Below are 18,995 nucleotides of genomic sequence, written 5' to 3'. Positions count from 1 at the left end.
ATCCTCTAGTTAGGTAAGACGCATGAGCTGTGCGCCGCTCTCGTCGAGCTGGCGCGCGGTCGACACGAGTTTGGAGCGCATGGCGAAGAGGCGCTGCTCCTCGATCATCGCGACCAGTACTTCGGTCGGCTTCACATTGGATTGTTCGAGCGCGCCGGAGTGGACCCGCGCTTCTTCATCGAGGGGCAGGATGCCGCCCCCTTCGACCCGGAACAGCCCGTCCAGCCCCTTGGCGATGGGCGAACCTTCCCAGCTCGCCAGCTTGATCCGGCCGACTTCGGCGGGCGGCGCTTCGGGTGCGTCGGGGTCGCTGCGGGTCACCGTGCCGTCTTCGGAAATGGAAATGCGGCCACCCGGCGGGACCGTGATCGGTCCCGTGTCCCCTAACACCGGGTGGCCGTCCCCCGTCACCAGCAGCCCGGTCGCGGAGATCGAGAGGTCTCCGCGGCGCGTATAGGCTTCGGTGCCGTCGTCTGCCTGCACCGCCATCAGCGACTTGGTCGCGATGGCGAGGTCGAGATCGCGGCCGGTCTCGATCACTTCGCCGCCCGTCATATCCGCACCGGTCACCCGCGCGACCTGCATCGATCGCGCCTCGTTCGGGTGCCCTTCGATGGTCATCGCGCGCTGTTCGATCAGCTCGGCCCGGAACCCCAGCGTATCGGTGTTCGCCATATTGCTGGCGATCGCCCGCTGGCGGTCCATCGAGGCCTGCATGCCCGAAAGCGCAGTGTAGATCAGGCGGTCCATCGGATCAGGTCCGCAGGTTCATGACGGTCTGCGAAATCTGGGTCGCGGTGTCGATCGCCTTCGCATTGGCCTGGAAATTGCGCTGCGCGGTGATCAGGCCGACCAGTTCCTCGGCGATATCGACGTTCGAGCGCTCCAGCGAGCCTGACAGCAGCGCGCCATACTGGCCGTTGCCCGGTTCGCCGTAGCTGGCGGCGCCGGAAAAGCCGGTCGATTCCCAGTTGGACGAGCCGACCGGCTTGAGGCCGTTGGGCGCCATGAAGGTCGCCAGCGCGACCATCCCGACGGGCTGGTTCGAACCATCGGCGTAGGATGCGCGGATGACCCCGTCGCTTCCCACCGTCACCCCGGCATATTCGGCGCCGGCGGCGTTGGTCACCGGAATCTGGACATCCTGCAACGCGTTCGAGGTCGGATCGCCATTGGCATCGACCGCGTAGGCCTGAAGACGGTTACCGTCATTGTCGACGATCCCGCCGCTCTCGTTGATCGTGAACGAGCCTGCGCGGGTATACAGCGTGCCGCCGTTCTCGCCGCGCATGGTGAAGAAGCCGTCGCCGGTGATCGCCATGTCGAGCGCGGAGCCGGTCTGTTCGATCGGGCCGAGCGAGAAGTTCTGCGTGATCGCCTCGACCGAGGAGCCGATGCCCTGGATCGTGCGCGGATTGCTGAGCGCGGACCCGGCGACGATTTCCGCAAATTCGGTGCGCCCGCGCTTGAAGCCGTAGGTTTCCGAGTTGGCGATGTTGTGCGCGATCGTGCCGAGCGAGGACTGCGCGTTCTTGAGGCCGTTGAGCGAGGTATAGAAGGACATGTGAAGGCTCCTTTATTAGGCGTCGTTCGCGGCCGGGCTTGCGCCGTCGACCTCGGTGGCTGCGATCAGCGCGTCGAGCTTCTCGACGATCTTCTCCAGCGTGGTGTTGGTTTCCGCCGTCCCGGCAAGCGAGGAGAACTGGGCCATCTGCGCCAGCATCTCCTTGTTATCGACCGGCTCGAACGGGTCCTGCTGCTGCATCTGCACGGTCAGCAGGCGCAGGAAGTCGGCCTGGCCCAGCTGGTCCATGGTGCGCCCCTGGGTGTTCGTGTTCGGCTTGCTCGAGGCGGATGTCGCGCTCGCAAATGGGTTCACGCTGGTCATTTCATCCTCATCGTTTCGAGCATCAGCTGCTTGGCGGTGGACATGGCTTCGACCATGTTGCTGTACTGGCGCGAGGCTTCGAGCATCTCGATCATCTCGGCGTTCTCATCGACCGGCGCTTCCCACACATCGCCGTTCTCGTCGGCGAGCGGGTGGCCCGGATCGTGGCGACGCACCGGCGCGGTGTCGGAGCGTACGACGCGATCGACACGGACCGAGCTGAGGCCGCTCTGCTTGTCGAGTTCCTCGGCAAAGACCGTGCGGATCGGGCGGTAGGCTTCGTCCGCGGAGCCCGCGACGCTGCCCGCATTTGCGAGATTGGACGCGGCGGCGTTCATCCGGACCATCTGCGCGGACATCGCGCGGTAGCCCATCTGGAACATGCTCATCGGTCCGCTGGCGTTTCCCGGCATGGTCATTCGCCCCTGATCGCGCGGGTCAGGGTTTCGACGCGGCCCTTCAGGAAGCCGAGCGTGGCGGTGTAGGCGACCGCGTTCTCCGCGAACGCGGCCTGTTCGGTCCCCATCTCGACTGTGTTGCCGTCGAGGCTGGCCATGGTTGGAATGCGATAGACCGTGGCGCGCTGGGCGGCGCCTTCGCTTTCGCTGCCCGCCAGGCGTGCCTGCAGCGCGGCACCGAAATCGATGTCGCGCGCCTTGTACCCGGGAGTGCCGGCATTGGCGATGTTGGAGCCGAGCACGGCCATGCGTTGCGCACGGATTTCGAGCGCGGCTCCATGAATGCCGAAAAGGCCTTCATTCATTGCAATAGTCTCCACACTTTCGTGTCCCGCCGAATACTAAGCAAAGGCCGTGCCAACTCTGCTCAAAGGCGCGGAAACGCGAGGCTGGCGGGGTTTGGCGGCAAGCAATTGCCGGTCGGCGGCAAAAATCGGGCGCTCAGGCCTGAAATCGCGCGAAACCCTGCCGTTCTTCTTGCCGTGAACACGATTGCGACATTTCTCGACCACTGGTTCGACCCCGCCTCGCTGGGAATCGTGCTGGGCGGCACTTTGCTGGCGACAGTGCTGCGCTGCGGGCTTGCCGAGACGCGGCTGGCGCTGGCGAAGATCGGCGCGCTTGCCGCCCGGCCATTCGATCCCGCCCGCGCTCGCGCGCAGATGGCGCGGCAGATCCGCGATATTTCCAGCGAGGGCCTGATGCGCGCGGAACCGGTCCGGTTCGGCGATGGCGAGTTCGACCATCTGGCCGACGTGTTGATCAGCCGCCGATCAATCGACGCGCTGCATGGCGAGCACGAGGATCAGAAGCGAACCCGCGTCGAGGCTGCGCAAACCGCTGTGCATGTGCTGGGCCAGGCAGCGGAGCTGGCGCCCGTGCTGGGCCTCGCGGGCACGCTGGTCGCGCTGGGCACGATGACGCCGGACGGGACCGCTGGAGGAATGACCGGCGCGATCGCGATGGCCGTGGTCACCACTTTGTACGGCATTGCCGCAGCGAACTTCCTGTTCAGCCCGCTCGCCGCCGCGATCGAGCGCCGCTCTGCGCGGGAGGAACGCGACCGTCAGGCGGTGCTCGACTGGCTCGAGAATGGGGTTCGCGCGGCGGGCCCCCGACCGGTCTCCGATCCATCCGCCGGGCCGCGCATCTTGCGGGAAGTGGTGTGAGCATTCGCGGTCTCACCGGCTGGCAGACCTCGCTGGCGGATCTCTCGCTGATCCTGTTCGCGGTGGTCGCCGCGTCCTATCGCGGGGACCCGGCAGAGGAGGCTGTGCCGAGGCCCGAGGAGGTCGAGCAGGCGCTTGATGTCGCGCTCGGTCAGCCGATGGCGGTGTTCCGCCCGGGCGGCGATGCCGATCTGGCCCGCTGGCTCTCCGCGCAAGAGCTGGACGAGGGCGCGCTCGCGACGGTGATCGTGCGCCACCGGCCCGGCAGTGCGGCGCGTGCGGCGAGCGAGGCCGCGCACCTTGCGGACCAGATCGATCGGTCGGGCCATCACGCGCGGCTGGTGGTCGAAACCTCCGCTTCTCCGGAAATACTGGTGACGATCGCACACGATCGCACCGATTATGGCACGGAAATTGCAGATACGCGGTGAGTATAAGGTGGGCGCGTCGCCCGCCGCGACATGCCAGACCCGGAGCACTGCGATCATGCCCAAGTTTTCCCCCCTGTTTGCTGGCGGCCTGCTGGCCGCAATCGCTGCCGCATCCCCGGCCAGTGCCAGCGGGCCGATGGACCCGGCGGCGATCGACCGCGCGGTGATGCAATTCACCGGCGCCGGGATCGGCCAGCCGGGCGGGGCGCGCCTTCCGGTCGACCGGCGGATGCGCCTGAATGCCTGCGGCACGCCGCTGCAGCTCGAATGGTTCGGCAAGAACCGCGACAGCGTGCAGGTGCTGTGCCCCGATGCGGGCTGGCGGATCTATGTAGCGGTGTCGCAAGGCGGGCAGGAGTTCGCACAGGCCGGTCAGCCGGGCAGCGGAGAGATCGTCGTCAGCCGGGGCGAGACGGTGGCGATCGTGGTCGAGGGCGGCGGCTTTTCGCTCTCGCGCCAGGCAGTCGCGCTGGAAGAAGGCGCGATCGGATCGTGGATCAAGGTGCGCCCGGCGCAGGACAGGAAAGCCGAACCGCTGCGGGCGCAGGTCGTCCGCCCCGGCCAGGTCGCGGTCCGCCTGCGCTGAAACGCGGGAGTTTTCAGCAACGCGAGAAAAAAGTTTCGCGCCCCTTAAAGGTACTACGCAGGTGCCGTTCTAGAGTGTGAAGCGACCGTTCCATCGAACGGCCATGAGGAAGGACACAAGCAATGCGAGATTTCGGATTGCCGAACATCGGAGGACCAGCTGGCTTGCGCCGCGGCGTCGCGCCGGTCGAGCGCGTGTCCGCTCCGCAAAAGACGGCCGATCAGGCGGCCAGCACGCAAGGTATGAGCGCGGTTTCGATGCCGGACGCGGGCGACAGCGCCCCGATCGACAGCGATCGCGTGGCACGGATTCGCGGCGCGATCGAAAGCGGTACCTATCCGCTGGTCCCGACCGAGATTGCCGAGGGCATCATCGCCTCCGGCCTGTTCCAGAATAGCGGCGAGTAAGAGACCCGGGATGACGACGCGTACTGCCTTGCGGCAAATGCTTGCCCTCCTCGAAGGCGAGCGGCAGGCCCTTGCCGCCCTCGATATCGACCGGATCAACAATTGCTCGAACGACAAGATGAATCTGTGCGCGCGGCTCGATGAAGTGCGCCCGGAAGACCTGGACGAGGAATGTCTCGGCCTGCTCGACGCGGTGCGCCGGTTGAACACGATCAACCGCCGTCTGCGCAACCTTATCGCCACCAATGTCCAGGCGCGGATCGACGCGATGGCAGGCGTTGCGGGCACCTATAATGGCGGGATCGAGCGCCCCGCCGGGCTGTCTTACTGACACGAGGGCAGCCGCCCGGCCGTTAACTGGCACGAAGATTGCTTAGCACCTACGGAAGTTCAGTTCCGGAGGTCCAGTGCCCACCGCAAGTCCAGTCCCTGCCGCAAGCCCCGCGCAAGCGCCTGCCGCTCCGGCACGCTCGGCGGACGTGCGCACCGCGATTGCGCGTGCATCCGAGAAGACCGGAGTCGATTTCGATTACCTGCTGGCGCAGGCGCGGCTCGAATCCGGATTGGACCCTGACGCCAAGGCGCGCACCTCCAGCGCGACGGGCCTGTACCAGTTCATCGATTCCACCTGGCTGCGCACGATGGACCGGCACGGCTCCAAATACGGCTATGCCTGGGCCAGCGACCGAATCGATCCGCGCGGCGGCGTGTCCGATGCGGGCACCCGCGCCCAGCTGCTCTCGCTGCGTTACGATGCCGATACCTCCGCGCTGATGGCGGCCGAGCTGGCGCGCGAGAATACCGATGGCCTGCGCGGCGTGCTGGGCCGCGAGCCGGAACCTGCTGAGCTCTATCTCGCCCACTTCCTCGGCCTCGGCGGGGCGCAGACCTTCCTCAATGCCTATCGCACCGATGCGGGCCAGTCGGCCCCGGCACTGATGCCCAAGGCGGCCGCCGCCAACCGCCCGATCTTCTACGACCGGGGCCGTCCGCGCTCGGTCGCCGAGGTGATGAGCCTGCTGCAGACCAAGGTCGCGAACGCGATGGAGCAGGGCGGGGCAATGCCCTTCGTGCCCGGCACCGTCCCCGCGACCGGCGGCCTGTCGCAGGAATTCGCGCAGGCGCGCTACGCCAGCACCGCGATGATGCCGGGGCGCAGCGCGCGCACGGTGGCGATCGCTGCGACCGATGGCCCGCAGGCGCGCCCCTCCATGGCGGAGACGCTCCGGTCCACCTTCGGGGGCAGCGATTCAAGCGGTGTGGGCGGACGCGCGCGCGCGCGGATCGATGAAGCCTACTCCAAATTCGCGGCGCTCGGCCTGTGAAGCTGCCTGCCTTCATCTCGCCCGCGCTTGCGCTTCCCGCCGGGATTCTCGCGATCATCCTGCTTATGGTCGTGCCGATCCCGTCGCTGATGCTCGACCTGTTCTTCGTGCTCAATATCGCGCTGTCGGTCTCGATCCTGATGGCGGCGATGAATGCGCAAAAGCCGCTCGACTTCTCGTCCTTCCCCTCGGTCCTGCTGTTCGCCACGCTGATGCGCCTCGCATTGAACGTCGCATCGACCCGCATCGTACTGCTCAACGGGCACGAGGGCGGCGCGGCGGCGGGCAAGGTGATCGAGGCCTTCGGCGAATTCCTGATCGGCGGCAATTTCGCGGTCGGGCTGATCGTGTTCATCATCCTGACGATCATCAACATGGTGGTGGTGACCAAAGGTGCGGGCCGCGTGTCCGAAGTGACCGCGCGCTTCACTCTGGACGCCTTGCCGGGCAAGCAGATGGCGATCGATTCCGACCTCGCCGCAGGGCTGATGACCGCCGAGGAAGCCAAGGCACGCCGCCGCGAGATCGCGACCGAGGCCGATTTCTACGGGTCGATGGATGGTGCCAGCAAGTTCGTGAAGGGCGATGCGATCGCCGCGCTGCTGATCCTGTTCGTCAACGTCATCGCCGGTCTGGTGCTGGGCATGGCAAGCCACGGGCTGAGTGCGGGCGAGGCCGGATCGCTCTACGTCACGCTGGCGGTGGGCGATGCGCTGGTCGCTTCGATCCCCGCGCTGCTGCTGTCGATCGCCGCTGCGGTGATCGTCACCCGCGTTTCCGACACGCGCGACCTGACCGGCCAGATCGGCGGCCAGCTCGCCGATTCCAAGATCTGGCTTCCGGTCGGCTGCATCCTCGGCGCGATCGGATGCATCCCGGCAATGCCGCAGATGATCTTCCTGCCGCTGGCGGCGGGCGCGCTGCTGTTGTGGCGCGGGCTCAAGAAGCGCGAGGATGCCGCGGCTGTCTTCGTGCCCGAGCCGGAGGAAAAGCCCGACCCCTCCCGGATCACCATCGGCGAAGTGTCGGACCAGACGCTGGTCACGATCCAGCTCGGTTACGGCCTCGTCCAGCTGGCCGACGACCGGAAAGGCGCGCCGCTGGTCGCCCGCCTGACCGGCCTGCGCAAGCAGATGTGCCAGGCCTTCGGCTTCGTCGTGCCGCAGTTCCGCATCGCGGACAGCTTCGACATCGCGCCCGACCAGTACCGCATCATGCTCGGCGGAGCGCCGGTCGGCTCAGGCACGCTGCGCAGCGGCAAGCTGCTCGCGATCGACACCGGCGAGGTGCTCGATTCGCATGTCCTCGCAGGGGAACCCACCAAGGACCCCAGCTTCGGCTGCGATGCCAAGTGGATCGACGAGGGATCGCGTGATCTCGCGGTGGCCGAAGGCTATCTGGTGGTCGACCCCGAAAGCGTCATCGCCACGCAGGTCCACCAGCTGCTCGCAGGCCGCGCGGCCGAGCTGCTGGGGCCGGATCAGGTGCGCGAACTGCTCGACCTGCTGCGTGAACGGCACGCCCAGCTGATCGACACGATCACTCCGCAGCCTTTGTCGCTCGCGGCGATCACCGCCGTGCTCAAGGCGCTGTTGGCGGACGGCATCTCGCTCACCCATTCGGTGCGGGTCTTCTCCAGCCTGTCGCAGGCCGCGCAGCGGACGAACGACCCGGCACAGATCGTGGAGCTGATGCGCGCGGACCTCGGCTCGATGCTGGTCGGCACGATCTGCGGCCCGGACGAGCGTCTGCCCGTGCTGACCCTCGCCGCACGGCTGGAAGAGATGGTCGTTGGCGGAATGCAGGACCCGACCACGGGCGAGATCGTGATCGAGCCCGACCTCGCCCGCTCGATCGGCGAGCGGATCTCCGCGCTGCTCAACTCCCGGCCGCAAGGCGCGCTCGCCCCGGCACTGGTGGTCCAGCCGCGCGCGCGCCGCGCACTCGCCAGTCTGCTCAAGCTGCGCGCGCCTGGGCTGCTGGTCCTGTCGATCAACGAACTGCCTGCTGCGCAGCCGATCGAGGTGATCGCGGTCATCGGTGACGATGCCGAGGCGGCACCGCAGCAGCCGCAATTGCCGCCGCCCGACCAGACCCAGCACATGCAGCCGCAAGAGGCACTTGCCGCATGAAGCACGATCAAGCCCTTTTCGCCGTCCGCCATGCCTATGGCTCCACCGTGCAGGAGAAGGTGACGCAGTTCCTCCCGCTCGTGCGCAAGCTCGCATGGTATTACGAGGGGCATGGCAGCGCGACGGTCGACGTCGACGACCTGATGCAGGTCGGCATGATGGCCCTTACCGAGGCGGCGCAGCGTCACGACCGGCCGAGCGACGATGGCTTTGCCGCCTATGCCAAGATGCGCGTGCGCGGCGCGATGGTCGACCTGCTGCGCGGCCAGTCGCACCGCCCGCGCAGTGCCGCGGCCTGGACCCGCAAGCGCGATGTCGCCGAACAGACATTGCGGACCGAGCTGGGCCGCGCGCCCAATGCGGCGGAAATGGCTCAGGCGATGGAAATGCCGCTCGACCGCTACGAATCGATGCGCCTCGCCGCCTCGACCAGCGCGACCTCGATCGACGAATGCTATTCGGACAGCGATACCGCGTTCAGCGACAACCGGCCCGATCCCGAAGCCAACCTGCTCGCCAGCGAAGACAGCGGCGTGCTCGCACAGGCGATCGGCGCGCTGCCGGAGCGGCTGCAGCTGGTCCTCAAGCTCTATTTCATCGAGGAGCTGAACCTCAACGAGATCGCCGCTGTGCTGGGGGTGAGCGTGCCGCGCGTACATCAACTGAAGGCCGATGCGCTGAAGAAGGCGCGGGTGGCGATGGTTTCGCAGGTCGAATAGCCCCGCGCGCGGCTGCGTTTGAGACGAACAGTTTGCACTGCAGCATTGGTTGCCCCTATGTCTTTGGGCATGGCCGCAGCCGATCTCGCCCCGCCTCCAAATCTCGATGCGATTCCCAGCGCGGCGCTGTTCCTCGATTTCGACGGCACGCTGGTGGAACTGGCCGATAGCCCCGATGCCATCGACGTGCCGCAGCATCTGGCCTCCGCGCTGGAGCGCAAGGCGAGGGAGCTGAACGGGCGGCTGGCGCTGGTCTCGGGCCGCCATATCGGCGATCTGCGCAAACACCTGCCGCGCTGCGCCATCGTGATGAGCGGTTCGCACGGGGCCGAGGTGACCAGCCCGGATGGCTCGCCGGTCAGCGAACACGCGCCGCCCTCACTCCATGACGAAGCATGGGACGCGGCGCGCGCATTCGAGCGCTCCACCCACGGCCTGCTGCTTGAGCGCAAGACGCTGGGCCTGGGGCTTCACTACCGCGAATGTCCCGAACGCAGGGACGAGATCCGCGCCTTCGCGCAGGATCTCGCAGATCAGCACGGTCTGCATGTGCGCGATGGCAAGATGGTGATCGAACTGGCGACGACCGACAGCAACAAGGGGGCTGGCGTGCGAGCGATCATGGCCGATCCGCCGTTTGCAGGAGGCATCCCCGTCTTCCTCGGCGACGACACCACCGATGAAGACGGGTTTCGCGCGGCGCAGGAACTAGGCGGCTTCGGTGTGCTTGTGGGAGAACCACGCGAAACCGCCGCCCGATTTCGCCTGCCGGGCGTTGAGGCGGTGCACCAATGGCTGGAGCTTGCATGACTCAAACACCTACCCACAGCTCGCTCGAACTATGGCCGGTCGGCAATTGCCAGGTCACCGGATTGATCGACGAGGGTGGCGGACTGGTGTGGGGTTGCGTGCCGCGGGTCGATGGCGACCCGGTTTTCTGCGCGCTGCTCAATGGAGAGCGGCAGCACGAGGGCGTGTGGCGGATCGAGCTCGAAGGCTTTGCCAGATCGACCCAGCACTACCAGCGCAATACCGCCGTGCTGAAGACCCGGCTCGAGGCGGAAGACGGCAGCGCGATCGAGATCATCGATTTCGCCCCGCGTTTCCGCCGATCGGGCCGGATGTACCGCCCGGTCGCCTTCGTGCGGATCGTGCGGCCCGTGGCGGGCACGCCGCGCATCACGGTCAACTGCACGCCGATGAAGAATTATGGCGAGGCTACGGCCGAGACGACCAACGGCACCAATCACATCCGCTATCTGGTCGGCCAGCAGGCGCTGCGCATGACCACCGATGCGCCGGTCGGCTACGTACTCGAAAAGCGCACCTTCCGGCTGGAGAGCGACCTGCACTTCTTCCTCGGCCCGGACGAGCCGTTCGGCGGCAATGTCGGGCGCGAGGTGGAGACGATGCTTGAGCTGACCGACCATTATTGGCGCCACTGGGTCCGCGGGCTGGCGACGCCGATGGAATGGCAGGAGGCGGTGATCCGCGCGGCGATCACGCTGAAGATCTGTCAGCACGAGGAAACCGGCGCGATCGTCGCCGCGCTGACCACCTCGATTCCCGAAGCGCCGGGCAGCGAACGCAACTGGGACTACCGCTTCTGCTGGATTCGCGACGCCTATTACACCGTGCAGGCATTGAACCGGCTCGGCGCGCTGGATGTGCTTGAGAAGTACCTCGCCTACCTGCGCAACATCGTCGACAATGCGCGAGGAGGCGCGGTCCAGCCGCTCTATTCGGTGATGGGCGAGCCCGAGCTGACTGAGAGCTTCGCGCAGCATCTGGCGGGCTATCGAGGCATGGGCCCGGTCCGCAAGGGTAACGCCGCCTTCAGCCAGGTGCAGCACGACGCCTATGGCCAGATCGTGCTGCCCACGGTGCAGGCCTTCTTCGACCAGCGGCTCTATCGCCTGGCGGGAGAGGCGGATTTCGACAGCCTCGAGCAGGTCGGCGAGATGGCGTGGAAGATGCACGATCAGCCCGATGCAGGCCTGTGGGAATTCCGCACCCGGCAAGAGGTTCATACCTATTCCGTGCTGATGAGCTGGGCCGCATGCGGGCGCATCGCGACCGTCGCAGAACGGCTTGGATTGATCGACAAGTGCGAATTCTGGCGCGACCGGGCAGCGAAAATCCGCGCGCGCATCGAGGAAGATGCCTGGCACGAGGAAGGGCAGCACTACGCCTCCGCGCTGGGCGGCAGCCACCTCGATGCGAGCCTGCTGCAGATGATCGACTTGGGCTTCCTCAAGCCCGAGGACGAACGTTTCCAGAAGACTTTCGCCGCGATCGAGAAGGGGCTGCGGCGCGGCGAGCACATGCTGCGCTACGATGCGGAGGACGATTTCGGCCTGCCCGAGACCGCGTTCAACATCTGCACCTTCTGGCTGATGGAAGCGCTGCATCTTGCCGGGCGCGAGGAAGAGGCGCGGGCGCTGTTCGAAACCATGCTGTCGCACCGGACTAAGTCTGGCCTGCTGTCCGAAGACCTCGATTTTAACAATGGAGAGCTTTGGGGCAACTTCCCCCAGACATACTCTCTGGTGGGTATCATCAACTGTGCCACCCTTCTTTCCAAACCATGGAGCGTCATAAGATGAGCCGCCTGATCGTCGTCTCCAACCGAGTATCCGTACCCAAGGCGCGGGGCGCCGCCGGATCTCAGGGCGGGCTGGCGGTCGCACTGGGATCGGCGCTGCGTGAAAGGCGCGGCATCTGGTTCGGCTGGTCGGGCAAGGAGACCGACACATTCTCCGGCCATCTCGACATGCAGAAGAACCACGGGGTGACCACCGCGACGATCGACCTCGAACCGCAGGATGTCGACGAATATTACAACGGCTACGCCAACCGCACGCTGTGGCCGCTGTTCCACTACCGGATCGATCTGGCCGAATACGAATCCGGCTTCGGCAAGGGGTACGAGCGGGTCAACCAGCGCTTTGCCGATAGTCTCGGCCCGCTGATCGATCCCGAAGACACTGTGTGGGTGCACGATTATCACCTGATCCCGCTGGGCGAACGGCTGCGCACGCGGGGCAACAAGAACCGGATCGGGTTCTTCCTCCACATCCCCTGGCCGCCGCGCAACCTGCTGGTCGCGCTGCCGTTCCACGAGCGGCTGGTGCGCACCATGCTGGCCTACGACCTGATAGGGTTTCAGGACGAGGAATCGGTCGACAGCTTCCTCGGCTATTGCCGCAAGGAATTGCAGGCCGAGGTTTCCGACGAGGGCACCGTGACGTTCGACGGACGCTCCGTGAAGGTCGCCGCTTTCCCGATCGGGCTCGACTACGATGAATTTCTGGAAGGCGGGCAGACCGGCGATGCGCGGCAGGCGCATCAGCGGATGCTGTCCAGCTCGCGCCATCGCAAGGTCATCATCGGGGTCGACCGGCTGGATTATTCCAAGGGGTTGCCCGAACGCTTCGATGCGCTGGGTCGCTTCTTCGATACCTATCCCGACCGGGTGAAGGAGACGCTCTACGTCCAGATCGCGCCGCCCTCGCGCCAGGATGTCGCCAGCTATCAGAAGATCCGCAACACGCTCGAACAGAAAGCGGGGCAGATCAATGGCGAGCGGTCGGAGGTCGACATGGTCCCGATCCGCTACGTTAACCGCGGCTATTCGCGGCAGGAACTGTTCGGCATCTACCGCTCCGCCCATGTCGGGCTGGTCACGCCCCTGCGCGACGGAATGAATCTGGTGGCGAAGGAATACATCGCCGCGCAGGATCCCGAAGATCCCGGCGTGCTCGTCCTCTCCCGCTTTGCAGGCGCAGCCGAGCAGCTGGAGCTCGATGGTGAGGGCGCGCTGATGATCAATCCCTACAGCATGGAAGAAACCAGCGAGGCGATCCGTACCGCGATCGACATGCCGCTGGAAGAGCGCAAGGCGCGCTGGCAAAAGCTCAACGAGGTGGTCAAGACCGCCAATGTCGAGAAATGGCGCGAGAATTTCGTCGAGGCGCTGGGGGTCTAGCCTGACGAAGCTGCGTCAGCCCTCTCTGGCGAAGCGGACCAGAACCCAGATGATCAGCGGGACCAGCACGAAGCTGAGCACGACCTTGGCAATCGCCTGCCCGATCAGCAGCGGCACGATGTCGAACTGGCCGTAGAACGCGACCGTAATGAAGATCAGCGTGTCGACCGCCTGGCTGACCGCCGAGGCAAACCCGCCGCGCAGCATCATCCAGAAACCACCCCCGTCTCCGTCGCCGCGCAGTTTCTCGAACAGCCAGACGTTGAGCAGCAGCGATACGCCATAGGCGATCGGCCCGGCGATCATGATTCGCCCGGTCTGGCTGAGCACGGTTTCGAAGGCGGCGAGGTTTTCTGGCGGCATCTGAGGGCTGGGCGGGAAGGCAAGCACCAGCTGGATCAGAAGGATCGAGAGGCCCAGCGGGGCGAATCCCCACAGCACCAGCCGGTTCGCCATGCCGCGCCCGTAAAGCTGGGAAATCGCGCTGGAAATCGCGACCAGCATCAGGAACGCGAAAATCCCCGACTCGACCGCCAGCGTGGTGAAGCCCAGCGGCAGCGCGATCTGCTTGAAGCCGAGCACGCCCGCCAGCACCGTCATCCCGCCGTAAAGCAGCGCATAGACGAAAAGCGGGCGGGGAATCGCCGGGGCCGGCGCAGGTGCTGTGTGATCCATCCGCCTCCGCTTATGATCGGCGCGGGCAAAAGAAAAGGGATGACGGCGGGAACCTGTTGTCACCGCACGAATTGACTACCTCCGCCGAACAGGCGAAGGGGCGAGTTCTTCCCGCAGACGACCCGAAAGCCAAATATGCCGCCAGTGCTTGCCAGCCTGCTTGGGATCGTTGCGATCCTTGCCTTCGCCTTCCTGCTCTCCAATGCCAAACGCAAGATCCGGCTTCGGGTCGTGGTCTCGGCCTTTGCGCTGCAGGCGCTGCTGGCCTTTCTCATTCTGCGAACCTCGGGCGGACGGATGGTGATCCGCGAGATGAGCGCCGGGGTTGCCGCGCTGCTCTCCTACGCGGATGCTGGCACCGCCTTCCTGTTCGGGGCGGACAATCCGCTGCAGAACACCTTCGCGTTAGGCGCGCTGCCGGTGATCGTGTTCTTCGCGGCGCTGGTGTCGATCCTCTACCACCTCGGGATCATGCAGGTGATCGTGCGCTGGCTGGGCGGCGCGATCGGCTTCCTGACCGGGATCAGCAAGGTCGAGGCGCTGGGTTCGGCGGCCAATATCTTCGTCGGCCAGTCGGAAAGCCCGCTGGTCGTCCGGCCCTATCTCGCCGCGCTCGCTCCCAGCCGGCTGTTCACGCTGATGACCGTCGGGATGGCGGGCGTCGCGGGTACGATCCTCGCGGCCTATGCGGGGCTGCTGGGCAATGAATACCTGCCTTTCCTGCTCGCTGCCGCCTTCATGTCCGCGCCCGGCGGCATCCTGATGGCGAAGATCATCATGCCCGATGTCGACGACGCCTCGCCCGAGGCCGAGGGCGAGCTGAGCCTGCCGCGCGGCCGGATCAGCGCCGAAGGGCCCGCCGCCATCACCGAGCGGCGCGAGACGCACGAGGTGGAGGCCACCGATACCTTCGAAGAGGGAGAGCGGCCCGCCAACGTGATCGAGGCTGCGGCCCAGGGCGCGCAGACCGGGGTCAAGCTGGCTGTCGCGGTCGGCGCGATGCTGCTGGCGTTCGTGGCGCTGGTCGCGCTGGCGAACGGCGTGCTCGGCTGGGTCGGCATGTGGTTCGGCTATCCCGAGCTCTCGTTCCAGCAGCTGCTCGGCTACATCTTCGCGCCGATCATGTTCCTGATCGGCGTGCCGTGGGAAGACGCGGGCGTGGCGGGCGGGCTGTTCGGTACCAAGATCGTGCTCAACGAATTCGTCGCCTTCATCGACCTCGGCCAGATCGGTGCCGCCGATATTTCGGAGCGGACCCGTGCGATCATCACCTTCGCGCTGTGCGGCTTCGCCAATTTCAGTTCGATCGCGATCCAGATGGCGGTGACCGGCGGGCTGGCGCCCAACCAGCGCCCCGTAATCGCCAAGCTTGGCGTGCGCGCCCTGCTTGCCGGGTCGCTCGCCAATTTGATGAGCGCGGCGCTGGCCGGGCTCTTCCTGCCCGCCTAAAAGGTTTCCCATGTCGACTATCGCATCCGTCTCGCTCGACCGTCCGCTCGAAGACATCGCCCGCGATCTGGGCGAGAGCTTCGCCGAATATGGCTTTGCCATCGTGCGCGATCATGGCGTGCCGGAGGAACTGATCGCGCGCGCCGAAAAGGCGAGCCGCGCCTTCTTCGCCCTGCCGGAAGAGACCAAGCGCGCCTACAAGATCGAAGGGATCGGCGGCGCGCGCGGCTATACTCCGTTCGGCCAGGAACAGGCCAAGGATGCCGAGGTCTTCGACCTCAAGGAATTCTGGCACGTCGGCCGCGATCTGCCTGCCGACCACCCGCTGGCCCAGTTCATGGAGCCCAACGTGTGGCCCGCCGAGGTGCCCGAGTACGAGGCGACCATGCGCGAGCTGTACCTCGCGCTGGAGGCGAGCGGGCGGCGCGTGCTCTCCGCGATCGCGATTCATCTGGGTGAAGACCCGCGCTTCTTCGATCCTGCGATCGAGGATGGCAATTCTGTCCTGCGCCTGCTGCGCTATCCGCCGCTGCCAGAGGACGCGCCCGACGGCGCGATCCGTGCCGCACCGCACGGGGACATCAACGCGATCACCATGCTGCTGGGTGCGGAAGAGGCAGGGTTGGAACTGCTGACGAAGAAGGACGAATGGCTCGCGGTCAGCCCGCCGCCGGGCGCGCTGGCGGTCAATATCGGCGACATGCTGGAACGGCTGACCAATGGCCGCCTGCGCTCGACCACGCACCGGGTGGTCAATCCGCGCGGCGATGCGGTGCGCAGGGCACGCTATTCGATGCCCTTCTTCCTCCACTTCCGTCCGGACTACCTGATCGATCCGCTGCCCTCGTGCATTACGCAGGGCGAGGAGGCGTCTGCGCCGGAACCGATTCTGGCGCATGATTTTCTGATGCAGCGGCTGCGCGAGATCAAACTGGCCTGAAATCGGCGTTTCGCGCGCGTCATAATGTGACAATCACATTAATCTCCCGTATGTTGCACTGCGGCAACACTTAAAAATCCATAACTCTCAAGAGCTTGAGTGGCATTAGTGGCGCGAGGGGCTCGCAACCCCCGAGGCGTAATTTGCCTGTCACAAATTTGGCGTTAGGGGGCGCTCGACCGGCCCTGGGGGTCGGCCCGTAGCATTTGCGATTCCCGTCCAGAGCGTCCTCAAAGGAACCTTCCATGAAGCTCAAGTATTTGCTGGCAACCAGTGTTGTCGGCCTCACCGCCGCGGCCTCGGCCCCGGCCTATGCCCAGTCGACCGGCTCGGTCGACTTCGATGATGAAAACGTCATCATCGTCAGCGGCGCCCGTTCGACCGACGTCGCCGGCATCGACATTCCCGATTCGCCCAAGGCCAAGGTCCAGGTCGACTCGGAACTGATCCGTCGCCAGACTCCCGGCCAGACGATCAACGACACGCTGAACCTCGTCCCCGGCGTCAGCTTCACCAACAACGACCCGTTCGGTTCGCTCGGTGGCAGCTTCACCATCCGCGGGTTCTCGTCCGACCGTATCTCGCAGACGTTCGACGGCATTCCGCTGAACGACTCGGGCAACTACGCGCTCTACACCAACCAGATGCTCGATCCGGAAATCATCGAGTACGCGACCGTCACGCTCGGCTCGACCGACGTCGACAGCCCGACCGCATCGGCCGCCGGCGGCACGATCAACATCCGCTCGAAGAACCCGGACGAAGAGTTCGGCGTGATGACCAGCATCACCTACGGCAACATCATCGCGCGCGGTAACCCGGGCGACCGCATGATGTATCGCGGCTTCGCCAAGCTCGAAACCGGCAACATCACCTCGGGCGGCCTGCGCGCCTACGTCACCGCTTCGCGGACCGAGAACGACTCGGTGTTCTCGAACTACGGCGGCGTCGACAAGCAACAGTACAACGCCAAGATCTTCCAGCCGATCGGCGTGAACGGCGACTTCATCTCGCTCGCCGGCCACTACAATATCAACCGCAACAACTTCAACGGCTCGCCCGCGCGGTTCAGCGGTGCCGACGGTTACTCGGTCGTTGATCCCGAAGACCGCTTCTACGAGCTGTCCGACGGCACGCCCTGCACGCTGGCCCCGGCCACCCCGGGCGTCCAGGACGAGTACAACAGCTGCGGCACCCCGTTCGAGCGTCGTTACAACCCGTCGAACACCGCCAACATCCGCCTGAACTCGCGCTTCACGCTCAGCGACAACCTGACGCTGACCGTCGACCCGAGCTTCCAGTACGTGAAGGCCAATGGCGGCGGCACCTCGATCGGCTTCGAAGGCTTCTCGCCCGACGGCTTCACCGGCGGCATCTTCCGCACCGATCCGCGCAACCCGCAGCGCAGCACCCGTTCGACCCAGTACTACTACTTCGGTGGTACCGACCTGAACGGCGACGGCGACACGCTGGATTACGTCACGATCGGCTCGCCCAGCAACACGCAGACCAACCGCTATGGCGTGATCGCCAACCTGATCTACGACATCGCCGAAGGTCAGCGCATCCGTCTCGCCTACACGTTCGACCGTGCGCGTCACCGTCAGACCGGCACCTCCGGTTCGCTGCTGACCAATGGCGAACCCGTGAGCGTGTTCCCGATCGACGATCCGCTGCTCGACAGCAGCGGGATTGCTCCGCAGAAGCGTAACCGCAAGTCGTTCGCGACCCTGCATCAGGCTTCGGCGGAATATCGCGGCGAGTTCGGCGATCTGGTCGCCCAGGTCGGTGTCCGTGCGCCGTTCTTCACCCGCGACCTCAACCAGTACTGCGTGACCACCGATGCCTCGGGCAACGTGAACTGCATCAACGGCGATGCGAACATCACCGCCTATCTGGCTGCGAACCCCAACGCCGTCGCACCGACCTCGGTCAAGTACGACTACAACAAGCTGCTCCCGAACGTCGGGCTGACCTACAACTTCACCCCGGAAGCCAGCGTCTTCGCCAGCTACGCCAAGAACCTCTCGGTTCCCGGCACGGATGACCTCTACGGTTCGCTCTACGTCGGCGTTGCGCCCGCTCCGGAAACCTCGGACGCGTTCGATCTGGGCGTTCGCTACCAGACCCGCACCGTCCAGGCGCAGCTTTCGGGCTGGTTCAGCCGCTACCAGGACCGTCTGAAGTCGGCCTATGATCCGATCCTCGATCGGACCATCACCCGCAACCTGGGTCAGGTCGACAAGTACGGTGTGGACGGCAGCATCGCGTGGCAGCCGATCCGTGCGCTGTCGCTGTATGTCTGGGGTTCCTATGTCGCCTCCGACATCAAGGACGACGTGCAGACCGGTGCGACCACCTTCGCTCCGACCGCCGGCAAGCGTGAAGCAGGCATTCCGGAATACACCATCGGTGCGCGCGCCCAGGGTAACCTCGGCCCGATCGAGATCGGTTTCCAGGTCAAGCGGACCGGCGATCGTTACCTGAACGATATCAACACGATCACCCTGCCGGGTTACACCGTGGCCGATATCGACGTCCGCCTGCCGCTGGCTACCTTCAACGAGGATCTCGAGAAGGCCTACTTCCAGGTGAACGTCACGAACCTGTTCGACGAGGTTTATGTCGGTTCGGCTTCGACCGGCCTGACCACCAGCGGCGAGTTCGTGAACATCGGCCCGCCGCGGGCGATCACCGCCTCGCTGATCTGGGGCTTCTGATCCAGACACGCGAACGGCAACGTTCGATTTGAAAAGCGGCGGCCTCCCACAGCGGGAGGTCGCCGTTCTTCGTTTTTGGGAGACCGTGGCCCCGTGGAACCCGCGCCG

Annotated in this window: 20 protein-coding genes; 14 read left to right on the top strand and 6 right to left on the bottom strand. The window is 65.6% G+C overall.

Features of this window, described 5'->3' with window-relative positions:
* Positions 1–9: 9 nt before the first annotated feature.
* Genes flgF through flgB form a run of 5 tightly spaced genes read right to left on the bottom strand, consistent with a single transcriptional unit; the run spans position 10 to position 2,651 of the window.
* A complete protein-coding gene (flgF, locus tag VO57_016665) occupies positions 10–750 on the bottom strand; it encodes a flagellar basal body rod protein FlgF (GenBank protein ID XBL69741.1) in 741 nt (246 codons plus the stop codon).
* Positions 751–754: 4 nt separating this feature from the next.
* Positions 755–1,564 (bottom strand): flagellar hook-basal body complex protein, encoded by an 810-nt coding sequence (locus tag VO57_016660; protein XBL69740.1) that lies wholly within the window; start codon positions 1,562–1,564, stop codon positions 755–757.
* Between the two features lie 15 nt (positions 1,565–1,579).
* Positions 1,580–1,888, bottom strand: coding sequence for a flagellar hook capping FlgD N-terminal domain-containing protein (locus tag VO57_016655; protein XBL69739.1), 309 nt, complete (start codon positions 1,886–1,888; stop codon positions 1,580–1,582).
* Entirely contained in the window at positions 1,885–2,307 is a 423-nt protein-coding gene (gene flgC, locus VO57_016650; GenBank protein XBL69738.1) for a flagellar basal body rod protein FlgC, read from the bottom strand. Before flgC ends, VO57_016655 begins: the two co-directional genes overlap by 4 nt.
* Positions 2,304–2,651, bottom strand: a complete 348-nt coding sequence (gene flgB / locus VO57_016645) for a flagellar basal body rod protein FlgB (protein ID XBL69737.1) — start codon at positions 2,649–2,651, stop codon at positions 2,304–2,306. Before flgB ends, flgC begins: the two co-directional genes overlap by 4 nt.
* Positions 2,652–2,828: 177 nt before the next feature.
* Between flgB and VO57_016640 the strand changes: the two genes are divergently transcribed.
* The 11 genes from VO57_016640 (at position 2,829) to VO57_016590 (ending at position 13,103) form a co-directional block, all read left to right on the top strand.
* The gene (locus VO57_016640; protein ID XBL69736.1) at positions 2,829–3,515 is read left to right on the top strand and encodes a MotA/TolQ/ExbB proton channel family protein; all 687 of its coding nucleotides are present in this window, start codon (positions 2,829–2,831) and stop codon (positions 3,513–3,515) included.
* The gene (locus VO57_016635; protein XBL69735.1) at positions 3,512–3,946 is read left to right on the top strand and encodes a hypothetical protein; all 435 of its coding nucleotides are present in this window, start codon (positions 3,512–3,514) and stop codon (positions 3,944–3,946) included. Before VO57_016640 ends, VO57_016635 begins: the two co-directional genes overlap by 4 nt.
* Positions 3,947–4,001: 55 nt before the next feature.
* Entirely contained in the window at positions 4,002–4,532 is a 531-nt protein-coding gene (locus VO57_016630; protein ID XBL69734.1) for a flagella basal body P-ring formation protein FlgA, read from the top strand.
* Positions 4,533–4,696: 164 nt separating this feature from the next.
* Positions 4,697–4,939 carry a flagellar biosynthesis anti-sigma factor FlgM gene (locus tag VO57_016625; GenBank protein XBL69733.1) on the top strand — a complete coding sequence of 81 codons (243 nt, stop codon included), beginning with the start codon at positions 4,697–4,699 and terminating at the stop codon, positions 4,937–4,939.
* A 10-nt stretch (positions 4,940–4,949) separates the two neighbouring features.
* Positions 4,950–5,270, top strand: coding sequence for a hypothetical protein (locus VO57_016620; GenBank protein XBL69732.1), 321 nt, complete (start codon positions 4,950–4,952; stop codon positions 5,268–5,270).
* 76 nt (positions 5,271–5,346) lie between these two features.
* On the top strand, positions 5,347–6,264 hold the full coding sequence (locus VO57_016615) for a transglycosylase SLT domain-containing protein (protein ID XBL69731.1): 918 nt from the start codon (positions 5,347–5,349) through the stop codon (positions 6,262–6,264).
* Complete coding sequence (locus VO57_016610) at positions 6,261–8,396, top strand: flagellar biosynthesis protein FlhA (GenBank protein XBL69730.1); 2,136 nt, start codon at positions 6,261–6,263, stop codon at positions 8,394–8,396. The genes VO57_016615 and VO57_016610 overlap by 4 nt, the downstream gene beginning before the upstream one ends.
* Complete coding sequence (locus VO57_016605; protein XBL69729.1) at positions 8,393–9,115, top strand: sigma-70 family RNA polymerase sigma factor; 723 nt, start codon at positions 8,393–8,395, stop codon at positions 9,113–9,115. Before VO57_016610 ends, VO57_016605 begins: the two co-directional genes overlap by 4 nt.
* A 69-nt stretch (positions 9,116–9,184) precedes the next feature.
* Positions 9,185–9,925: a trehalose-phosphatase gene (otsB, locus tag VO57_016600; GenBank protein XBL69728.1), complete on the top strand. Its 741-nt coding sequence runs from the start codon at positions 9,185–9,187 to the stop codon at positions 9,923–9,925.
* Positions 9,922–11,721, top strand: coding sequence for a glycoside hydrolase family 15 protein (locus VO57_016595; GenBank protein ID XBL69727.1), 1,800 nt, complete (start codon positions 9,922–9,924; stop codon positions 11,719–11,721). Before otsB ends, VO57_016595 begins: the two co-directional genes overlap by 4 nt.
* Positions 11,718–13,103: a trehalose-6-phosphate synthase gene (locus tag VO57_016590; GenBank protein ID XBL69726.1), complete on the top strand. Its 1,386-nt coding sequence runs from the start codon at positions 11,718–11,720 to the stop codon at positions 13,101–13,103. Before VO57_016595 ends, VO57_016590 begins: the two co-directional genes overlap by 4 nt.
* Before the next feature lie 15 nt (positions 13,104–13,118).
* Here VO57_016590 and VO57_016585 read toward each other — a convergent pair whose 3' ends face one another.
* On the bottom strand, positions 13,119–13,778 hold the full coding sequence (locus tag VO57_016585; protein ID XBL69725.1) for a queuosine precursor transporter: 660 nt from the start codon (positions 13,776–13,778) through the stop codon (positions 13,119–13,121).
* Positions 13,779–13,913: 135 nt separating this feature from the next.
* Here VO57_016585 and VO57_016580 point away from each other — a divergent pair, with 135 nt between their 5' ends.
* The 3 genes from VO57_016580 to VO57_016570 all read left to right on the top strand — a co-directional run bounded on the left by VO57_016580 (position 13,914) and on the right by VO57_016570 (position 18,887).
* Entirely contained in the window at positions 13,914–15,227 is a 1,314-nt protein-coding gene (locus VO57_016580; GenBank protein ID XBL69724.1) for a nucleoside transporter C-terminal domain-containing protein, read from the top strand.
* 10 nt (positions 15,228–15,237) lie between these two features.
* The gene (locus VO57_016575) at positions 15,238–16,167 is read left to right on the top strand and encodes a 2-oxoglutarate and iron-dependent oxygenase domain-containing protein (GenBank protein XBL69723.1); all 930 of its coding nucleotides are present in this window, start codon (positions 15,238–15,240) and stop codon (positions 16,165–16,167) included.
* A gap of 245 nt (positions 16,168–16,412) precedes the next feature.
* The gene (locus tag VO57_016570; GenBank protein XBL69722.1) at positions 16,413–18,887 is read left to right on the top strand and encodes a TonB-dependent receptor; all 2,475 of its coding nucleotides are present in this window, start codon (positions 16,413–16,415) and stop codon (positions 18,885–18,887) included.
* The last annotated feature ends 108 nt before the right edge of the window (positions 18,888–18,995 follow it).

Origin of the sequence: Citromicrobium bathyomarinum, assembly GCA_001306305.2 — a bacterium.
Taxonomy (GTDB): domain Bacteria; phylum Pseudomonadota; class Alphaproteobacteria; order Sphingomonadales; family Sphingomonadaceae; genus Alteriqipengyuania; species Alteriqipengyuania bathyomarina.
The sequence above is the reverse complement of the archived record's forward strand: the minus strand, read 5'-3'. Positions and strand labels throughout refer to the sequence as shown.